The sequence below is a fragment of the Vibrio sp. SG41-7 genome (genome assembly GCF_014164465.1).
In the GTDB taxonomy this organism is placed as follows: domain Bacteria; phylum Pseudomonadota; class Gammaproteobacteria; order Enterobacterales; family Vibrionaceae; genus Vibrio; species Vibrio splendidus.
This window is the reverse complement of the sequence record NZ_JACJFF010000011.1, coordinates 34,073-50,856: the sequence shown is the minus strand read 5'-3', so window position 1 is coordinate 50,856 and position 16,784 is coordinate 34,073. Positions and strand designations below refer to the sequence as shown.

At 43.7% G+C, this 16,784-nt stretch carries 13 protein-coding genes and 1 pseudogene; 11 read left to right on the top strand and 3 right to left on the bottom strand.

Annotated elements, in window-relative coordinates; genetic code table 11:
* Positions 1–11: 11 nt before the first annotated feature.
* The 4 genes from H5300_RS04845 to luxQ all read left to right on the top strand — a co-directional run bounded on the left by H5300_RS04845 (position 12) and on the right by luxQ (position 4,956).
* Positions 12–668, top strand: coding sequence for a YceH family protein (locus H5300_RS04845; protein WP_017082480.1), 657 nt, complete (start codon positions 12–14; stop codon positions 666–668).
* Complete coding sequence (locus H5300_RS04840) at positions 669–983, top strand: GIY-YIG nuclease family protein (protein WP_004730056.1); 315 nt, start codon at positions 669–671, stop codon at positions 981–983.
* A 308-nt stretch (positions 984–1,291) separates the two neighbouring features.
* On the top strand, positions 1,292–2,386 hold the full coding sequence (locus H5300_RS04835; protein ID WP_004730058.1) for an autoinducer 2-binding periplasmic protein LuxP: 1,095 nt from the start codon (positions 1,292–1,294) through the stop codon (positions 2,384–2,386).
* Positions 2,386–4,956 (top strand): quorum-sensing autoinducer 2 sensor kinase/phosphatase LuxQ, encoded by a 2,571-nt coding sequence (luxQ, locus tag H5300_RS04830; protein ID WP_182795546.1) that lies wholly within the window; start codon positions 2,386–2,388, stop codon positions 4,954–4,956. The genes H5300_RS04835 and luxQ overlap by 1 nt, the downstream gene beginning before the upstream one ends.
* A 61-nt stretch (positions 4,957–5,017) precedes the next feature.
* On the opposite strand, the gene H5300_RS04825 is transcribed toward luxQ, so the two are convergent.
* Positions 5,018–5,677: a PilZ domain-containing protein gene (locus tag H5300_RS04825; RefSeq protein ID WP_182795545.1), complete on the bottom strand. Its 660-nt coding sequence runs from the start codon at positions 5,675–5,677 to the stop codon at positions 5,018–5,020.
* 194 nt (positions 5,678–5,871) lie between these two features.
* On the opposite strand from H5300_RS04825, the gene H5300_RS04820 reads away from it, so the two are divergent.
* Positions 5,872–6,222, top strand: coding sequence for a HopJ type III effector protein (locus tag H5300_RS04820; RefSeq protein ID WP_182795544.1), 351 nt, complete (start codon positions 5,872–5,874; stop codon positions 6,220–6,222).
* 135 nt (positions 6,223–6,357) lie between these two features.
* Here the strand turns inward: H5300_RS04820 and H5300_RS04815 are convergent, their stop codons facing one another.
* Positions 6,358–6,666: a DUF1289 domain-containing protein gene (locus H5300_RS04815; RefSeq protein ID WP_017079638.1), complete on the bottom strand. Its 309-nt coding sequence runs from the start codon at positions 6,664–6,666 to the stop codon at positions 6,358–6,360.
* Positions 6,667–6,825: 159 nt separating this feature from the next.
* Here H5300_RS04815 and yegD point away from each other — a divergent pair, with 159 nt between their 5' ends.
* From yegD to H5300_RS04795, 4 genes and pseudogenes are all read left to right on the top strand, one after another.
* Positions 6,826–8,178 (top strand): molecular chaperone, encoded by a 1,353-nt coding sequence (yegD, locus tag H5300_RS04810; RefSeq protein WP_182795543.1) that lies wholly within the window; start codon positions 6,826–6,828, stop codon positions 8,176–8,178.
* A gap of 491 nt (positions 8,179–8,669) precedes the next feature.
* Positions 8,670–9,790: pseudogene (locus H5300_RS04805) on the top strand (porin).
* 361 nt (positions 9,791–10,151) lie between these two features.
* Positions 10,152–10,784, top strand: a complete 633-nt coding sequence (locus H5300_RS04800; RefSeq protein WP_004730071.1) for a fumarylacetoacetate hydrolase family protein — start codon at positions 10,152–10,154, stop codon at positions 10,782–10,784.
* A gap of 150 nt (positions 10,785–10,934) precedes the next feature.
* Positions 10,935–11,567 carry a LysE family translocator gene (locus H5300_RS04795; protein ID WP_017079642.1) on the top strand — a complete coding sequence of 211 codons (633 nt, stop codon included), beginning with the start codon at positions 10,935–10,937 and terminating at the stop codon, positions 11,565–11,567.
* A 106-nt stretch (positions 11,568–11,673) separates the two neighbouring features.
* Here H5300_RS04795 and H5300_RS04790 read toward each other — a convergent pair whose 3' ends face one another.
* Positions 11,674–13,398 (bottom strand): phospho-sugar mutase, encoded by a 1,725-nt coding sequence (locus H5300_RS04790; RefSeq protein ID WP_182795542.1) that lies wholly within the window; start codon positions 13,396–13,398, stop codon positions 11,674–11,676.
* 502 nt (positions 13,399–13,900) lie between these two features.
* Between H5300_RS04790 and coxB the strand changes: the two genes are divergently transcribed.
* Positions 13,901–15,118, top strand: a complete 1,218-nt coding sequence (coxB, locus tag H5300_RS04785) for a cytochrome c oxidase subunit II (protein WP_017082471.1) — start codon at positions 13,901–13,903, stop codon at positions 15,116–15,118.
* Positions 15,115–16,776: a cytochrome c oxidase subunit I gene (gene ctaD, locus H5300_RS04780; protein ID WP_182795541.1), complete on the top strand. Its 1,662-nt coding sequence runs from the start codon at positions 15,115–15,117 to the stop codon at positions 16,774–16,776. Before coxB ends, ctaD begins: the two co-directional genes overlap by 4 nt.
* Positions 16,777–16,784 lie beyond the last annotated feature (8 nt).

The window sequence follows — 16,784 nt, the reverse complement described above, 5'->3', positions numbered from 1 at the left end:
AAGGAAAAACGATGAACACAGTACTTTCCCCAATTGAAGCGAGAATTATCGGTTGCTTGATCGAGAAAGAAGTCACTACCCCGGATCATTACCCGTTAACGTTAAACAGCTTAACGACTGCATGTAACCAAAAGAGTAACCGTGAGCCAGTTCTCTCTCTGTCTGAGTCGGACGTTTTAGATGCGGTTGATGGTTTGATAGCTCGCCGCATGGTGAGTGATGAGAGCAGCTTCAATAGCCGTGTTAATAAGTATCAGCATCGTTTCTGTAATACTGAATTTGGGGATTTGCAATTTACAGAGCAAGAGCGCGCAATCATCTGCTGTATGCTGCTTCGTGGGGCGCAAACTCCTGGCGAACTGCGCACTCGTACTGGTCGTCTTGCTAATTTTAGTGATGTGAAAGAGCTTGAAGCGACACTCGATAAATTAGCCGTAAGAGAAGCGGGTGCTTTAGTCGTGAAGCTACCACGTGAAGCGGGTAAACGTGAATCACGCTACCAGCACTTATTGAGTGGTGAAGTGGATGTTGAAGCGTTTGCGACGGCATCGGTAAGTGCGGTTGCACCCTCTGCGACAAGCGAAAAGTTTGAAGAGCTTGAATCAGAAGTCGCAAGCCTACGTGAAGAAGTGGCAGAGCTTAAGGCTCTGGTTGAATCACTGCTTTAGATGTCTGAGTCTGATAAAAATGCGGATTGGGTCGTGTACTTAATCCGCAATCGTCACAATGCCCTTTATTGTGGCGTGACGAATAATTTAGAGCGTCGATTTGAACAACATCAAACGGGTAAAGGTGCCAAAGCGTTAAAAGGTAAAGGCCCACTTAAGCTAGTTTGGAGTTTTGGTGTTGGATCAAAAAGTGAGGCGTTGAAAACCGAATACGCGATCAAACAACTACCAAAATCTCGCAAAGAAAAATTGGTATCACTCAAACTAATTATTGAGTGGCAACAAGACAGAATTCAATATATCGAAGTCTCATAATTCATAGCTAAAATGTTTGTTATTGATTAAATATTAATAATGTAATGGACTATAATAAATAAATGTAAGCTCATGAATTTTAACGGTAATTACTCTTTCTGTGAATGGGCTTAAATCATCATTGAACTCGTTGTTGTTAATCTCCATTCCAAATTAACATATTGCTCATTTAGAATGTCGTTCTAATTAGTGTTAGACGCTATCATTTATCATCGTTGTCCTACATAATATCTTTCAGCCATACAAAGAGATGGTGTCATGCTAGGTTAAAAAATGAGCCAAAGTAGCTCATATAAAACGAGAAAAATATGAAACGTTTACTGATGTTGTTTGGACTTGCCGTATTTTCTGCGTCCGCTCTCTCCCATGGTACTCATGTCCTCAATGGGTACTGGGAATACCAAGATTATCTTTCCAAGTTTCCAGAGCAAAAAGCACTGACCGATAAAATGGTTGAAGCTGTGCAAAATCACCCTGTGCCATTGAGACGAGCTCAGAATGAGCCTATTACGATCTCAGTGGTGTATCCGGGTCAACAGATCTCCGACTACTGGGTTCGTAACATTCAAGCTTTTGAGAAACGCCTCGATAAGTTGAGAATCAACTATCAAATAAATCAGGTGTTTACCCGGGTTAATGCCGATCTCACGCAAACAAGTATTTCATTGCAAGAAGCGATAGAGAACAAAACGGACTACTTGATTTTTACATTAGACACGACGCGCCACCGCAAGTTTATTGAGCACGTGTTGAGCTCTACTGACACCAAACTCATTCTGCAAAACATCACAACACCAGTCCGTGCTTGGGCTGATAGACAGCCGTTCATGTATGTGGGATTTGATCATGCGACAGGCAGTTTAAAATTGGCGAATTACTTTAAAGAAGTGAGCAAACCAGACAGCAAATATTCTGTGTTATATCGCTCAGAGGGCTACATCAGTGATGCTCGTGGAGATACCTTTATCCATGATGTGAACACTGATACGAACTTTGATCTTAAGTCTTCGTTTTACACGAAATCAGACAAAGAGAGTGGTTACCAAGCGGCTAAAATCAGCATTGCGAACGATAAGGACCTAGACTTTATCTATGCATGTGCAACCGATGTCGCTCTGGGCGCTGCGGAAGCCATTCGTGAATCTGGTCGAGATATCTTAGTTAATGGCTGGGGAGGCGGATCCGCTGAACTGGAAGCCATTGCAAAGGGCGATTTAGATGTCACAGTCATGCGTATGAATGACGATACCGGTATCGCTATGGCAGAGGCGATCAAGTGGGACCTAGCCGGATTGGAAGTTCCTACGGTTTACTCTGGTGAGTTTGAAGTTGTGACCAAAGATGATTCACCAGAACGTATTTCAGAACTTAAGCAGCGAGCATTTAGGTACTCAGGTCAATAATGAAGAAAAGCTACGCCAGTACACCTAGGAACACCTTAGCTAAACTCATTACGCGTATCATTATTTTAGTGATAGGCGTGATGGCACTTGGCGTACTTATTCATAATTATGAAACCAGCAGTAATATCGTAAAGCAAGAGACGAATCGAACGGTCCAGCAAACCTCTAGCTTGATCCAAAATATGTTTGATTACCGTTTGTCGGTGCTGCAAATCCATCAAGACAGTAGCTCACATAGTGAAACACTCAGAGAGTATTTTGATACCCACAATGAAGAGGCTCTGAGTTATTTCTTTTTTGGTGTTGACCAAAGAGAGCCGGATCATGCGCCGGATCTTCGCTTTGTTTCTACTCATGACGGTTTGGCCTGGGAAGATGGCAACGGTCAGTTTTATGGATTGGATGAGTCCAACCTAAAACATATCTCTGATGAGGTTTCATTTAGTAGTAACTGGCATTTCATTAAAGTGATAACCGATATTGGTAAGCGTCATTTGTTGGCTCGCCGAACCCCTATTGTGGATAACAAAACAGGGGAGGTTCTTGGTCAGCTCTATATCGCGATCGTACTTGATAACAATTTCTCTCTGGCTGAGTCTATTCAGAAGGGCAGCAACTGCGAAAATATTGTTATCGAAGCGCACGGAACACCGGTTACGTCGACATTCAGTGGCGATGAAAGTTACACAATAACGGACATCCTCAACTACAAAATGTACGAGCAACTGCCTCGTCATTTCGTCACCATCGCGACCATTAAGATCAATGCCGTTGAAACGCCCCTTACCATTCGAGCTGTCCAAAAGAACACTAACTTCATTGCGTTAGAAGAGAACTATGAGCGTGCGATCATTGTTGTGATTGTGGTGATCATATTGATGTCTTTCTTTGCGAGAGCTTGGATTCAAAGAAAGGTGGCGGCTGAACTCGATAAGTTGATGGACTTTACTCGCTCAGCAAGTGACGGCGAAGAGTACAACAAGTTCGATGGCTCCAACATTTTCGAGTTTCATCATATTGGTTGCACCCTTGAGGACACTTTTGAACGTTTATCTGAACAGAACCAAAAATTCCAAGATCTCTTTAACTTTGCTCATTCACCTATCTTGGTTTGGTCTGATAAAGGTGACTTGATTCAGATGAACCCCGCTGCTCGTATGGCGCTATTTGACGCCGATGACAGCTACGGAGCGGTGGCTCAAGAGTTTGAGCATCGCATGCTACCGAATATTCATATGGTGGTTCAAGGCTCTAAACTGACAGGTATTAACGTACCCATTGGTGAAAAGGTGTTTCGCTGGAACATGTCTGCTATTCGTGTGGAACATGGCATTACCGGTGTGGTGGTACAAGGCCAAGACATTACTAAGCTCATTGAAGCTGAGAGGCAGGCTGATCGAGCAAGAGAAGAAGCTGAGCACCTTGCGAATGTACGGGCAGATTTCCTCGCAAAGATGAGCCATGAGATTCGTACACCGCTTAACGGTATTCTTGGTGTTTCTCAGTTGCTGAAACGCTCTATACACAGTGAAGATAACCGTGAACAGGTGGATGTACTTTGTAATAGTGCGGAACATTTGCTGGCGGTACTTAACGATATCTTGGACTTCTCAAAGATAGAGCAGGGGCAGTTCAATATTCAAAAGAAAGACTTCCGCTTGGGGGAACTGGTTAATACATTAGACAGTATCTATCGTCCGCTTTGTGGCGATAAATCGATCGCATTTACTATTGTGAATCACTTGGCTGGTGACATTGAAATAAACACCGACCAAGTGCGCTTGAATCAAATCATGTTTAACTTGGTGAGTAACGCTCTTAAGTTCACTCACCAAGGCGGTATTTCCGTTAGTTTTGAACTCGAAAGTATCTTTAACTCAGACCATGCGAGTTTGATCGTTCGAGTGAAAGATACCGGTATTGGTATTGATGAAAGCAAGATTGACGCTGTGTTTGAACCCTTTGTTCAAGCAGAAGAGACCACGACTCGTGAATATGGTGGGACAGGGTTGGGCCTAACGATTGTAAAAAATCTGGTCGATATGCTGGAAGGGGACATTCAAGTCCGCAGTGAGATAAATCAAGGTTCGGAGTTCATTATAGAAATTCCAGTGGAAGTGCACACTAAGCCGCTATTGGACGTGAAGCAACAAGCTGATATCGAACCAGAGGCGCTGTTTAGCCGATCTTTGAACGTATTGCTGGTGGAAGACAATCACACCAATGCCTTTATTGCGCAGGCTTTCTGCAAAAAATATGGCATGGTGGTGACATGGGCAAAAGACGGTTTAGAAGCGCTAGAAATGGCTAAGGCGACAACCTATGATCTTATTTTGATGGATAACCAACTTCCCAATCTTGGTGGCGTTGAAACTACTCAGCAACTTAGGAGTGATATTGGCGTTACAGCCCCGATTTATGCGTGTACCGCTGATGCTCAAGCGTCGACAAGAGACAGCTTTATGGCTGCTGGTGCTAATTACGTGATTGTAAAACCGATTAAAGAAGAGTCGTTACACCAAGCATTTGTTCATTTTAAAAACTCACATTGGGATGTAACGAACTACTGATCTAAACCTTTGAAAGTGCGATAGAACAAGTGCTGTGAATAAACTTTACTTGAAGACGCATTTATACAAAGCCGGCAACAAAGGCTTGCTCCAACAGCAGCGTTTTTAACTCGTCACTCATATCTAGGTGTTCAGGGAACTGAATGCCTAATAGCCAACCTTGGCCTTGTCTTTTTTTGCTCACTACGTTGTAGACCTGTTCGCTATCTAAGTACTCACTTAAGACAGAGTTTACTTGTATCTTCCAACCGACATCGATATCGGATTGCTGGGTAATATAGACGCCACAGCCTGAGACTGAAAAATCGACCAGAGTGGCATCTAATGACAAAGTATCAAAGGTAACTTCACAGCTGAGTCGTACCTTATATCTTTCGTGTTCACGGATAGGCTTGGTCGCAAAGCTTGAAGGCGGACGAAGGAAAATAAGGTGTGCTGGCGAGGTGATATGAGCCAGTACGTTGGTTTTAAACGCGACAATGTGTCCAAGTTCGGTGTCGGTGATGGCACGAACAATAATATCCACGTTGATGAGTTTTCTGAGTGTCAGTGCTTCTGTCGCTTTTTGTGACAGCTCAAGGATAAGGTATTGTTCTTCTTTGTGTCCGATATAGAGTGTAGTGATCTGGATCGAGTCGTCTGGGCCAAATTCTAATACACCTGCTGTTTTTGTACCGGGTTTGAGGTATCTAAACAGTTCTAAGTTTTTATCTTTATGCATATTCGTTACTAAACAATGTTAATCGTCTGATAAAATAATATAACGTCCTGATAAAACTATGTCATTAGTTTCATTGAGGTAATTTGCAGTATTTGTTCAAAAAGTGAATCGTTGTCCCAAGTAAACAACGGCTTACTCTTGTCGTAAAACAAGATACACTGATGACAGATATATAATTGATGGAGAAATAGTAAATGGAACTGGAAACCTTATTAAATACTCTGGCTGAAACCCCAGAAAGCGTGCAATTTGAAGATACAATGCAAGTGATCGAAGCTCACTATGTTTTTGCGGAGAGTGAATTTCGCAATGGTGAAGTGGTGAATACTGCAGGGCAGAATAATGGTTCGTGTAAGATTTTTGCTTTTGGTTTAGAGCAAGGTTTATCAGCGGAGCAAACACTTGCTTGTTTTGGTCAATTTTATCGTAACGACGTGCTAGGTTTTCCAGAGAACACGGACCATCGAAATATTCGTAACTTCATGGTTCATGGTTGGAACGGTATACAGTTTTCTCAGCCTGCGCTGGTTGCAAAAACGAAGTAGGCACTAACCAAATAAATCTCAGTATTTTTGAAGCGAGAAGCAATCTCTCGCTTTTTTGTCTATGTTGAACCGGTACGTAACCTGCGGAATAGGTTCTAAGCTACTTAACAGGTTCTAAACTACTGAACAGGTAACCTACTGAATAGGCAGTTCAGACAAGCATTTACGGCACAGACATACTCCAGCTTTTGGAATATCGCTAGTATCACGCTTTTCTAGTTCAAAACACCAACACGTCTCTTTACCCGCACTGATATCGCATTGAGCTGGCTCGTTACACTGCGGACATTGGTGAGTCGAACTAACACCAGTAAGATTATCCATAACCGAAGTTTGCTCTTCTTCAGATAAGCCTTTCCAACCTATAATTTCATCCATTGTTCGAAAGCAGCCACTGCACATTCCGCCATTATTTTTACAAGCCGCTCGGCAAGGTGTTTTCATTTATCTAACCTGTGATTCATTTGGGCTGAAATGTAGCATATTTGTTTGCCTATTAAGAGCCGTTAGGCTAAGAAATCACTCAGTTAAATTTAGAAATGACCTCGTAATTTTTAGGCTTTTCATGTAGCATCTCGCCCCTTTTGTTGAGTGGGGGATATTATGTTTATTGGATTTGATTATGGAACAGCGAACTGTTCTGTCGCGGCAATGGTTGATGGAAAACCAAGCCTGTTACCGCTAGAAGGTAACAACCACTATATTCCCTCAACCGTGTTTGCGCCTACTCGTGAGAGTGTTTCCGAACATCTATTTCGTCATTTGAATATCAAACCGAGTGATGCGGTTGGTGAGCAAGTGTTACGACGTGCTATAGCTTTGAATCGAGAAGAGAGTATCGATTTGGTGCCAGAAGATATGGCGTTTGGTCAGGCGGCGTTGGACCTTTACTTAGAAGACCCTCGTGATGTTTATTACGTAAAATCCCCTAAGTCTTTTCTTGGCGCAAGCGGGTTGCATGATGTTCAGGTGAGTTTCTTCGAAGATTTAGTGTGCGCCATGATGGCAAATATTAAACACCAAGCAGAACTCTCCACTCAAGAGCAGATCAAACAAGCTGTTATCGGTCGACCAATTAACTTCCACGGTCGAGGTGGTGAAGAAGCAAACCGACAAGCTGAAGACATACTCTCACGCGCAGCTAAGCGTGCAGGCTTCCTTGATATCGCTTTTCAATTTGAACCAGTAGCCGCAGGCCTTGATTACGAAAGTACCCTGACTGAAAACCAAACGGTATTGGTTGTGGATATTGGCGGTGGTACCACCGATTGCTCATTGTTAGAAATGGGGCCAACTTGGTCGGGTAAAGCGGACCGAACCCAGAGCTTGTTAGCTCACAGCGGGCAAAGGGTTGGGGGTAATGACCTTGATATCTACCTTGCCTTCAAGCAACTGATGTCACCTTTCGGTATGGGCAGCAAAGGCATTTCGGGTATCGATATGCCGCTGACTCAATTCTGGAATCCAATTGCAATCAATAATGTCGAAGCTCAAAAGAACTTCTATTCTCGTGAAAACCTAGCGACCTTGAAGTTACTTCGTAAAGAAGCTTCAGATCCTCAAAAGCTAGAGCGTTTGATGAGGGTTTATCATGACACTCTAGGCTATAGCATTGTACGCAGAGCGGAAGAAGCCAAGATTGCACTAGCAGAATCTTCTCAATATCGAGCCGCGATTAATGTTGCTTCTGAATTGGTCGAAGTGGACATTTCCGTTGAGCAGATGGTGGAAGCTATTGAATCGCCAAAGTCTAAGATGATTGAGTTGGTTAAAGAAGCCATGCAACAAGGCCAGAAAAAGCCAGACGTAATTTACATGACGGGTGGTTCAGCTCGTTCACCTATACTTCGTGAAGCCGTACAACAAGCATTGCCGAACGTACCGATCGTGAGCGGTAACTACTTTGGTTCAGTAACCTCAGGTTTAGCTCGTTGGGCTGAGGTTTGCTTCAAATAAGAGTCCAATGATGAGTTATGAAGGGCAACCAGTCGCTGATTGGTTGCTCTTTTTTTTGTTTTCTCTAGTGAAATTTTAATTGAGCGATTTTTTCTAGCTTAAATCGAGAATTGTTTCACAAAGCTAAATATTTCAACCCACTTCATCATGTTACAAAATGTTTCAATGTCGAGGGTGTATCTCTCGATGGTCTGATGAGTGATTTCGCGATTTGATTTTTAATGCTTATTTGTTGACTATAAAATCAAAAATAGCCGAAGCTTTTGTCTCAAAAGATAAAAAAGATCACCAGTGAGTGTCTATTTATATTGTTGTTTTAAATTGATTTTTTGTTTTTTATAGTACGATTATTTTTATTTTATATATTTTAATGCAACTTTTTTGTCATTCGTATATTAGTGTTTGCCTACTTGTTAAATGCAGGTAACAACTTCTCCGTAAGTACGAGGTTGTTAGTGAATAACTCACCCAGTTACATAATGGATATGACAATGAATAAGAAACTTTTAGCGCTAGCAATTTCTGGTGCAGTATTTGGTACACAGGCAGTTGCTGTAGAACTTTACAACGAAGACGGCACAACATTCTCTGTTGGTGGTCACGTATCAGTAAACCTAAATGGTTCTGAGAACGGCGATACAGATGTAGGTGCTAACTCACCACGTATCAACTTTAACGCGACTCAAGAACTGAGTAACGGTTTTACTGCTGACGCTAAAGGCGAATGGGCACTTAACTACCTTGAAGGTGGTGAAGAGACGTTTACAACTCGTCTAGGTTACGTCGGTCTTACTCACGATGACTTTGGTCGCGCAGTAGTGGGTACTCATGGGCTCCTTACTACGATGTAGCCGGTGTTGCGGATATGCCAATCGCGTTCGCGAATGACTTTATCTACGACAACCACGGTGCTCTTGGTACTGGTCGTGCAGACAAAATGGTTTCTTACCGCAACGGTTTTGAACTAGGTGAAGCTGGTAAAGTTACTATTGGTCTAGGTTGGCAGGGTACTCAAACTGTTTCTGATATCTACTCAGTAACAGAATCAGATGCTACAGGCATTACTGATGAATCTTACACATACGGTTTAAACACTGAAGTTAAGGATCGTACTCAAGTAACTCTAGGTTACGAGATCATGGGTGCTAAACTTGGCTACGGTTACAACACTGGTGACATCAAGATGATGGGTGAGACGGAAACTGCATCATCTCACGTATTCTCTGCTGCATACGGCTCTTATGGTAAAGGTCTTTACCTAGCAGGTGTATACGCTTCTAACGAGTTCATGAACTCTACATCAGCATCTGAAACAGTAGGCACTGATAAGATCACTGCGTCTGGCCTTCTAGCTGAAAGTGACGCATACGAGCTATTGGCTGCATACGCACTAGACAACAGCCTAAACTTCATCATCAACTACGAGATGGTTGAAGGTCGTGTAGCTACAGGCGAGTCAAAAGAAACAGCTCGTGAAGAGCTAGCTCTTCAAACTGAGTACAACTTCACTCCTAAGTTTGTTGGTTACGCTGGTTACCAGTTCGACCTAAACGACGACAACGGTCGTAATACTGATGACAAGTGGACTATCGGTGGTCGTTACTACCTATAAGTCGCAGACTTATTTAGCATAGTGTTTACTCCTTAAGTTTACCTTTTAGGATACTGTCCTAGACACCATGCTAAGCCCTCTCAAGCCTTTTGGTTTGAGAGGGCTTCTTTCGTTCTATACGCACCTGTTTTAGCTTTTCCTTCATGTTTCTTCTGCTATTCATTTTGTCTACGTAACTATGATCTACGTAGTTATGGCTCTTGTCATCAGTTCATATATGTCGCGATCTTCGGATAAAAGTATTTAAATCATTTAATTGAGCTCAAGATCAGAATTTAGAGATCGGTAATCATCTTGTCGAAGACTCTCATTTTATGATGCGCTAAACTCTGCTCTCTAAAAAATAGTTCAGGGATAAACTATGAGCAGCGTTGTAGATCAGAAACAATTGATGAATTCGAAACGAACAGCAACCCCAACAAAAGTACTGTGTGTTGGGCGTAACTATGTCGATCACATTGAAGAACTTAACAATGCGATCCCTGACTCTATGGTGGTTTTCAATAAGCCAAGCACCAGCGTTACTTCCTCTCTGTCTTCTTTTCATCAAGAAGCGCTGCACTACGAAGCAGAAATCTGTTTTATTGTTGAAAAAGGTGAATACTCTGCTGTGGGATTCGGCTTAGACCTTACTAAGCGTGAGTTGCAAAGCAGTTTAAAAGCCAAAGGTTTACCTTGGGAGCGTGCCAAAGCCTTTGATGGTTCCGCTGTCTTTAGTCGCTTTGTTCCCGTTGATAATTTTGATCTCTCTGACTTAAACCTAGAATTATTTATTAACTGTGTCCGTGTTCAAAAGGGTCACGTTGAACAGATGCTGTATTCTCCACAAACTATCCTAGAAGAGCTCTCTTCTTACACGACTTTGCTTGATGGCGATGTTGTAATGACAGGTACCCCAAAAGGTGTTGGTGAGGTCCATCGAGGTGATATCTTCCTTGGCCGTCTAAAGTGTGGTGAAACGACATTGATTGAGATCGAGTGGGTAGCAAGTTAAGTAGTCTTTTCTATTTGGTTAATAAATTTGCTTTATTGTTCATTGGTGGTATTTAATTCGAATATTTTACTATCTTACAACTAATTGCATCTGGAAGGGTGTTGGTAATTGATATAAAATCCGCCTCCGTTTTTATCAATACTGAAACCCATGATCGACTTAGCCATCCTACCTGTTTACCTGACTGCCGTTGTTGCACTTCTCCTTTTGCCTGGCCCTGATATGTTACTCATAGCGAGCTCAAGTATGAGCTATGGACGCAAGGTTGGTGTGTTTGCTAGTTTGGGTAACGCGACTTCTGGAATTATCCTGACAGTATTGGCAGCAATGGGTGTTTCAGCATTGATTGCGATGAGTCCAGCGGCTTTAAAAGCCCTTCATCTGTTAGGCGGTACCTACTTATTAAAAATGGGGTGGGATTGTCTTCGAACAGAGCAGGGCAATGCGCCTGAGTTAAGCGACAACTTTGCTGCAAAAGCCTACTATCAACGAGCATTGATTAGTAACCTGCTTAACCCTAAAGCGTTGGTTTTCTTTGTGATGTTCTTACCACAGTTTGTGTCGACGAATATTGAAGCGACTTCTGGTGAGCAGATGCTCGTTCTGGGTTTATTGTTGAATGTTCTCGGTTTAACGTTCAACTTTTTGCTGGTGGCTTTAGTGGGTACGATTGGTAAGTCTCTCGTAGAGAATGCTAAGTTTCGTACCTATCAACAGAAAGTCATGGGCGGAGTCTTCATCGTGTTGGCTATCTGGATGTTGTCCTCTTTCTTTACTTCGTAGACGAATCAAACCAGACATCTTCTTGCGGTTAGCCGCTGAGACAAAAATGGACGCTTCGAGCGTCCATTTTTTATATTTAACCGTTACATGCTGAACATGTTAACTGCTATGAGTTCAACTCTTGTTGATGCTGTTCAATCAGCTTACTCATGTCTTCTTCACCGCGCAGGCGAGTGTCTTCATAGGTTTCTGTTCCTTCGAACTTTGTCACCGTCTCATAATAGACTTTCACTTTTGGTTCTGTGCCTGAAGGTCGGACGATAATGCGTGTGCCATCTTCTAGGTGATAGATGAGAACATCACTTGAAGGCAGGTTAATCGCTTCAGTATTGCCACCAATGACGAAGCGTAAAGAAGACTGAAGATCTTCAATCACAGAGATAGCAACACCGTTTATTGCTTTAGGTTGTGCCGCTCTGAGTTTAGAACCAATCGATGGTGAATCTGGGTCAAGAGCAATGCTTCGCTGCGCGTTCGTATGAACACCATGTTCAAATGAAATTTGAGCGAGAAGATCCCAAACCGTTCGACCTTGAGATTTCAACTCCTCAACTAATTGAGCAAACACGACAATTGCCGATAGCCCATCTTTGTCTCGTACCTGAGTGCCGATTGTGTAGCCTAACGCTTCTTCATAGGCGAACAAGAATTCGTTCTGCTCATCTTCCAATTGCATGCCAATATTTGCCAGCCATTTAAAGCCCGTCAGCGTTTGGAAGTAAGTCGCACCATGGGACTGAGCCACTTTTTCAAGCAGAGTTGAAGATACGATACTGTTACCAACTAACTGGTTTTTGGTATGCGGCTTTGAGAGTAAATAATGAGCGAATAGCACGCCGACTTGATCGCCCGTTAGCATTTTATAGGAAGCATCATCAGTTCTAGCTGTATTGTCAGTTCTAACCGCTACGGCAAATCGGTCTGCATCTGGATCATTGGCGCAAGCAATGTCGGCATCAACACTTTTTGCTAAGTTAACCACGAGATCCATTGCCCCTTTTTCTTCTGGATTCGGGAAGTTCACGGTTGGGAAGTTGCCATCAGGCTCTCTTTGTTCGGCCACACAGAAGACTTTGTGGAATCCAGCATCGTGAAGAAGATCTTCCGCCATTTTTGCTCCCACCCCATGCATTGCCGTGTAGGTGATGGTGGTATTCGCCGATTCGATCTCTTTACTCACGTATGGGCTCTGATTGATCGCAGCGCGGTACGTCTGGTAATAACCTTCAGTTAACCACACTAACTTATCTTGTGTTTCAGCGTCACTTAGGCTCATTAATGGGATTGGCTTGGTTGAAGCGACATCGACTTCGCCGGCAATACCTGCATCGTGAGGGGGAATGATTTGAGCGCCATTCTCCCAGTATACTTTGAACCCATTGTATTCCGGCGGGTTGTGGCTCGCCGTAACAACAACAGCGGCAGCCGCATTGAAATGCTCAATACCAAAAGCAACGATAGGTGTTGCAGCGACATCGGAGGTTAGGTACACCTTAATGCCCAAAGCGGTAAGCACAGAAGCCGTATCAATTGCGAATTGCTTTGAATCTAAACGCCCGTCATAACCCACAACGACGCCACGAATCGAGGCATTGGCGACATGTTCAATCAAGTAATGGCCAAGGCCTGTTGCCGTTTCTTGTATCACCAAGCGGTTCATTCTGTTTGGACCGCATCCTACTTTGCCTCTTAACCCTGCGGTTCCGAATTCTAATCGTTGAGTAAAGCGGTCTTCTAGTTCGTCGTGCATTCCCTCATCAATGAGGTGTTGAAGCTCTTCACGAGTTCTTGGGTCTGGGTCTCTCGCTAACCAGTTCATTGCATCTTGCATAATCACTAAACCTTTTAATGTCGGTATGACTTACTGTTGATTTAATTTAAGTGATATTGATTATCATTTCCATGAAAGCAATCGTAAAACTCAATATAAAATAATTTATAACGGCGAGGGCGCGTGGATTAAGCCACTCTCAATAATTGACTGTTTAATAAGTAAACTTACCTTGAACAATTGGATATCACTAACTAGCCTTTTACATAAATATAACAAAATTTAACAAATTCGCCGTTTTTGAATCTTTCATGGAAACTTCCAACGCTTATGAGCCGTATTATATCTTAGGTTGAGATGAGGTCAGCAGGCCGTTTACTGGCTAGTTCCATGTGAGTGGTAGATTGAGATTCAGCCTTTCATGTGCAGCTGGAATAACAATGAATGTTGTTCAGATCGCAATGACATATAGCTCGTAATGAAACATAGCTCGCAACGAAATAGAGCTCGCAACGACATTTAGGTCGCAAGTATCCAATTAGGAAGGATAAGGAGAGATCTTTTGAAAAGATTACTGGTTAGGCTAGGGTGGCTTTTGAAAAGTTTTGTTATGGTTTTGGTATCGCCTTTGGTGCATGCCAGCACTGAATACAATATGACTCAAGGTGTCACTGAGATCAGCGGTAAGGTATACGAACTTCATATGCTGATCTTCTACATCTGCTGTGCGATTGCCTTTGTTGTTTTTGGAGTGATGTTCTATTCGATTTTGAGGCACAGGAAATCGAAGGGCGCAGTTGCTGCCCATTTTCACGAAAGCACGAAAGTCGAAATTCTTTGGACCATCATCCCTATTATTATCCTCATCGCTATGGCGATACCCGCCACCAAAACTTTGATAGCGATGGAAGACACCTCCCAATCAGATCTGACCGTTAAAATCACTGGTTCACAATGGAAATGGCATTACAGCTATTTTGGTGAAGACGTCGAATTTTTCAGCCTTCTAGCGACCAGTGATAAAGAGATTGAAGGAATTGAAGTGAAAGGCGCGCATTACCTGCTAGAAGTTGATAAGCCGCTTGTACTGCCTGTTGACCGTAAAGTCCGTTTCTTGATGACTTCCGACGATGTGATTCACTCATGGTGGGTGCCAGCATTCGCCGTTAAGAAAGATACCATTCCGGGTTTTATTAATGAGGCTTGGACAAAGATAGATGAGCCCGGTGTCTACCGAGGGCAGTGTGCAGAGTTGTGTGGCCGCGCTCATGGTTTCATGCCGATAGTGGTGCATGCCATGGAAGAAGACGATTTTGACGCATGGCTAGCAGAACAGAAAGAGTTGGCGATAGCCGAACAACAAGCCGCGAAAGATGCATTAGATGCGTCACTTTCTTTGGAAGAGTTGAATACCATCGGTGAAGAGGTTTACAAAACTCGATGTGCGGTTTGTCACCAAGCAAACGGTGAAGGCATTCCCGGAGCATTCCCTGCCATCAAAGGAAGTCCTATTGCCCTTGGTGATGTCGATGTTCATATCGACACCATTGTTTATGGTCGTGGCGGAACGGCGATGCAAGCATTCGATAATCAGTTAACCGAGAAAGAGATCGCAGCGGTAGTGACTTATCAACGAAATGCTTGGGGTAATGACACCGGCGATATTGTTCAGGCTTCAGATGTGAACGCTTATAAGGCCAAGCAAGAAGGCGGAGCTCAAGCACCTGATGAACAGGGCTCAACGGATGAAGCACAAAATGATGCTAAGGAGCAGTTATGAGTTCACCAATCAATAAGCCGGTGAAATCGGCTCCTGCAGAAGACCAAGTTCTGATCCATTCTGCGGAAGGTACGCTGGGCAATGATGATTTGCCTGTTGACGATCACGATTCACATGCGGCACCTAAAGGCTGGGCGCGTTGGCTTTACTCAACCAATCATAAAGACATCGGTACACTTTATCTGTGGTTCAGTTTTGCGATGTTCTTAACGGGTGGTGCCATGGCAATGGTGATCCGTGTTGAGCTATTCCAACCCGGGTTACAACTTGTTGAGCCAGATTTCTTCAATCAGATGACTACAGTCCATGGTTTAATCATGGTATTCGGTGCCGTGATGCCAGCATTTACGGGCTTGGCTAACTGGATGATCCCGATGATGATCGGAGCTCCAGATATGGCGTTGCCGAGAATGAACAACCTCAGTTTCTGGATCTTGCCTTTTGCGTTTCTAATCTTGATCGGATCTTTGTTTACTGAGGGAGGCGGCCCAAGTTTTGGTTGGACCTTCTACGCGCCACTCTCGACAACTTATGGTCCAGACAGTACCGCGCTATTCGTATTCTCAGTTCATATTATGGGGATCAGTTCGATCATGGGGGCGATTAACGTGATCGTAACCATAGTGAACATGCGTGCGCCGGGCATGACTTGGTTCAAGCTACCGATGTTCGTATGGACTTGGTTAATTACCGCTTTCTTGCTAATAGCCGTGATGCCCGTTCTCGCGGGTGCGGTGACCATGGTACTGACTGACAAGTACTTTGGCACTAGCTTCTTTGATGCCGCTGGTGGTGGGGACCCGGTGATGTTCCAGCACATATTCTGGTTCTTTGGGCACCCAGAAGTGTACATCATGATTTTGCCGTCTTTTGGTATTGTCTCGGCGATCATCCCTGCATTCAGTGGTAAGCGTCTGTTTGGCTACCACTCTATGGTGTACGCGACCTGTAGTATCGCATTGCTGTCATTCTTGGTTTGGGCGCACCACATGTTCACCACGGGTATGCCAGTATTTGCCGAATTGTTCTTCATGTATTGCACCATGTTGATCGCTGTGCCGACCGGTGTGAAAGTCTTCAACTGGGTGGCAACCATGTGGCGGGGTGCTTTGACCTTTGAGACGCCAATGCTGTTTGCGATTGCCTTCATTGTTCTGTTTACGATTGGTGGTTTATCTGGATTGATGTTGGCAATAGTGCCTGCTGATTTCCAATACCACGATACCTACTTTGTTGTGGCTCATTTCCACTATGTTCTGGTAACAGGTGCCGTGTTCTCAATTATGGCCGCCGCCTATTACTGGCTGCCTAAGTGGACAGGGCATATGTACGATCACAAGCTCAGTCTGTGGCATTTCTGGACGTCGGTAATTTCTGTCAATGTGCTGTTCTTCCCAATGCACTTTTTGGGGTTAGCGGGTATGCCGCGTCGTATTCCAGATTACGCCATTCAGTTTGCTGATGTTAACCAAGTGGTGTCGATTGGAGGTTTTGCCTTTGGGTTGTCTCAGCTGATCTTCTTATGGCTGGCTATCAAGTGCGTAAGAGGCGGAGAGCCTGCACCAAGCAAGCCTTGGGACAGAGCTGAAGGACTTGAGTGGACAGTACCAAGCCCTGCGCCTCACCACACCTTTACTCATCCACCTAAAGTGGATTAGAGGGATGA

Coding starts and splice junctions, on each gene's coding strand:
- H5300_RS04845 (WP_017082480.1), top strand. CDS start 12: ATGAACACAGTACTTTCCCCAATTGAAGCGAGAATTATCGGTTGCTTG.
- H5300_RS04840 (WP_004730056.1), top strand. CDS start 669: ATGTCTGAGTCTGATAAAAATGCGGATTGGGTCGTGTACTTAATCCGC.
- H5300_RS04835 (WP_004730058.1), top strand. CDS start 1,292: ATGAAACGTTTACTGATGTTGTTTGGACTTGCCGTATTTTCTGCGTCC.
- luxQ (WP_182795546.1), top strand. CDS start 2,386: ATGAAGAAAAGCTACGCCAGTACACCTAGGAACACCTTAGCTAAACTC.
- H5300_RS04825 (WP_182795545.1), bottom strand. CDS start 5,677: ATGCATAAAGATAAAAACTTAGAACTGTTTAGATACCTCAAACCCGGT.
- H5300_RS04820 (WP_182795544.1), top strand. CDS start 5,872: ATGGAACTGGAAACCTTATTAAATACTCTGGCTGAAACCCCAGAAAGC.
- H5300_RS04815 (WP_017079638.1), bottom strand. CDS start 6,666: ATGAAAACACCTTGCCGAGCGGCTTGTAAAAATAATGGCGGAATGTGC.
- yegD (WP_182795543.1), top strand. CDS start 6,826: ATGTTTATTGGATTTGATTATGGAACAGCGAACTGTTCTGTCGCGGCA.
- H5300_RS04800 (WP_004730071.1), top strand. CDS start 10,152: ATGAGCAGCGTTGTAGATCAGAAACAATTGATGAATTCGAAACGAACA.
- H5300_RS04795 (WP_017079642.1), top strand. CDS start 10,935: ATGATCGACTTAGCCATCCTACCTGTTTACCTGACTGCCGTTGTTGCA.
- H5300_RS04790 (WP_182795542.1), bottom strand. CDS start 13,398: ATGCAAGATGCAATGAACTGGTTAGCGAGAGACCCAGACCCAAGAACT.
- ctaD (WP_182795541.1), top strand. CDS start 15,115: ATGAGTTCACCAATCAATAAGCCGGTGAAATCGGCTCCTGCAGAAGAC.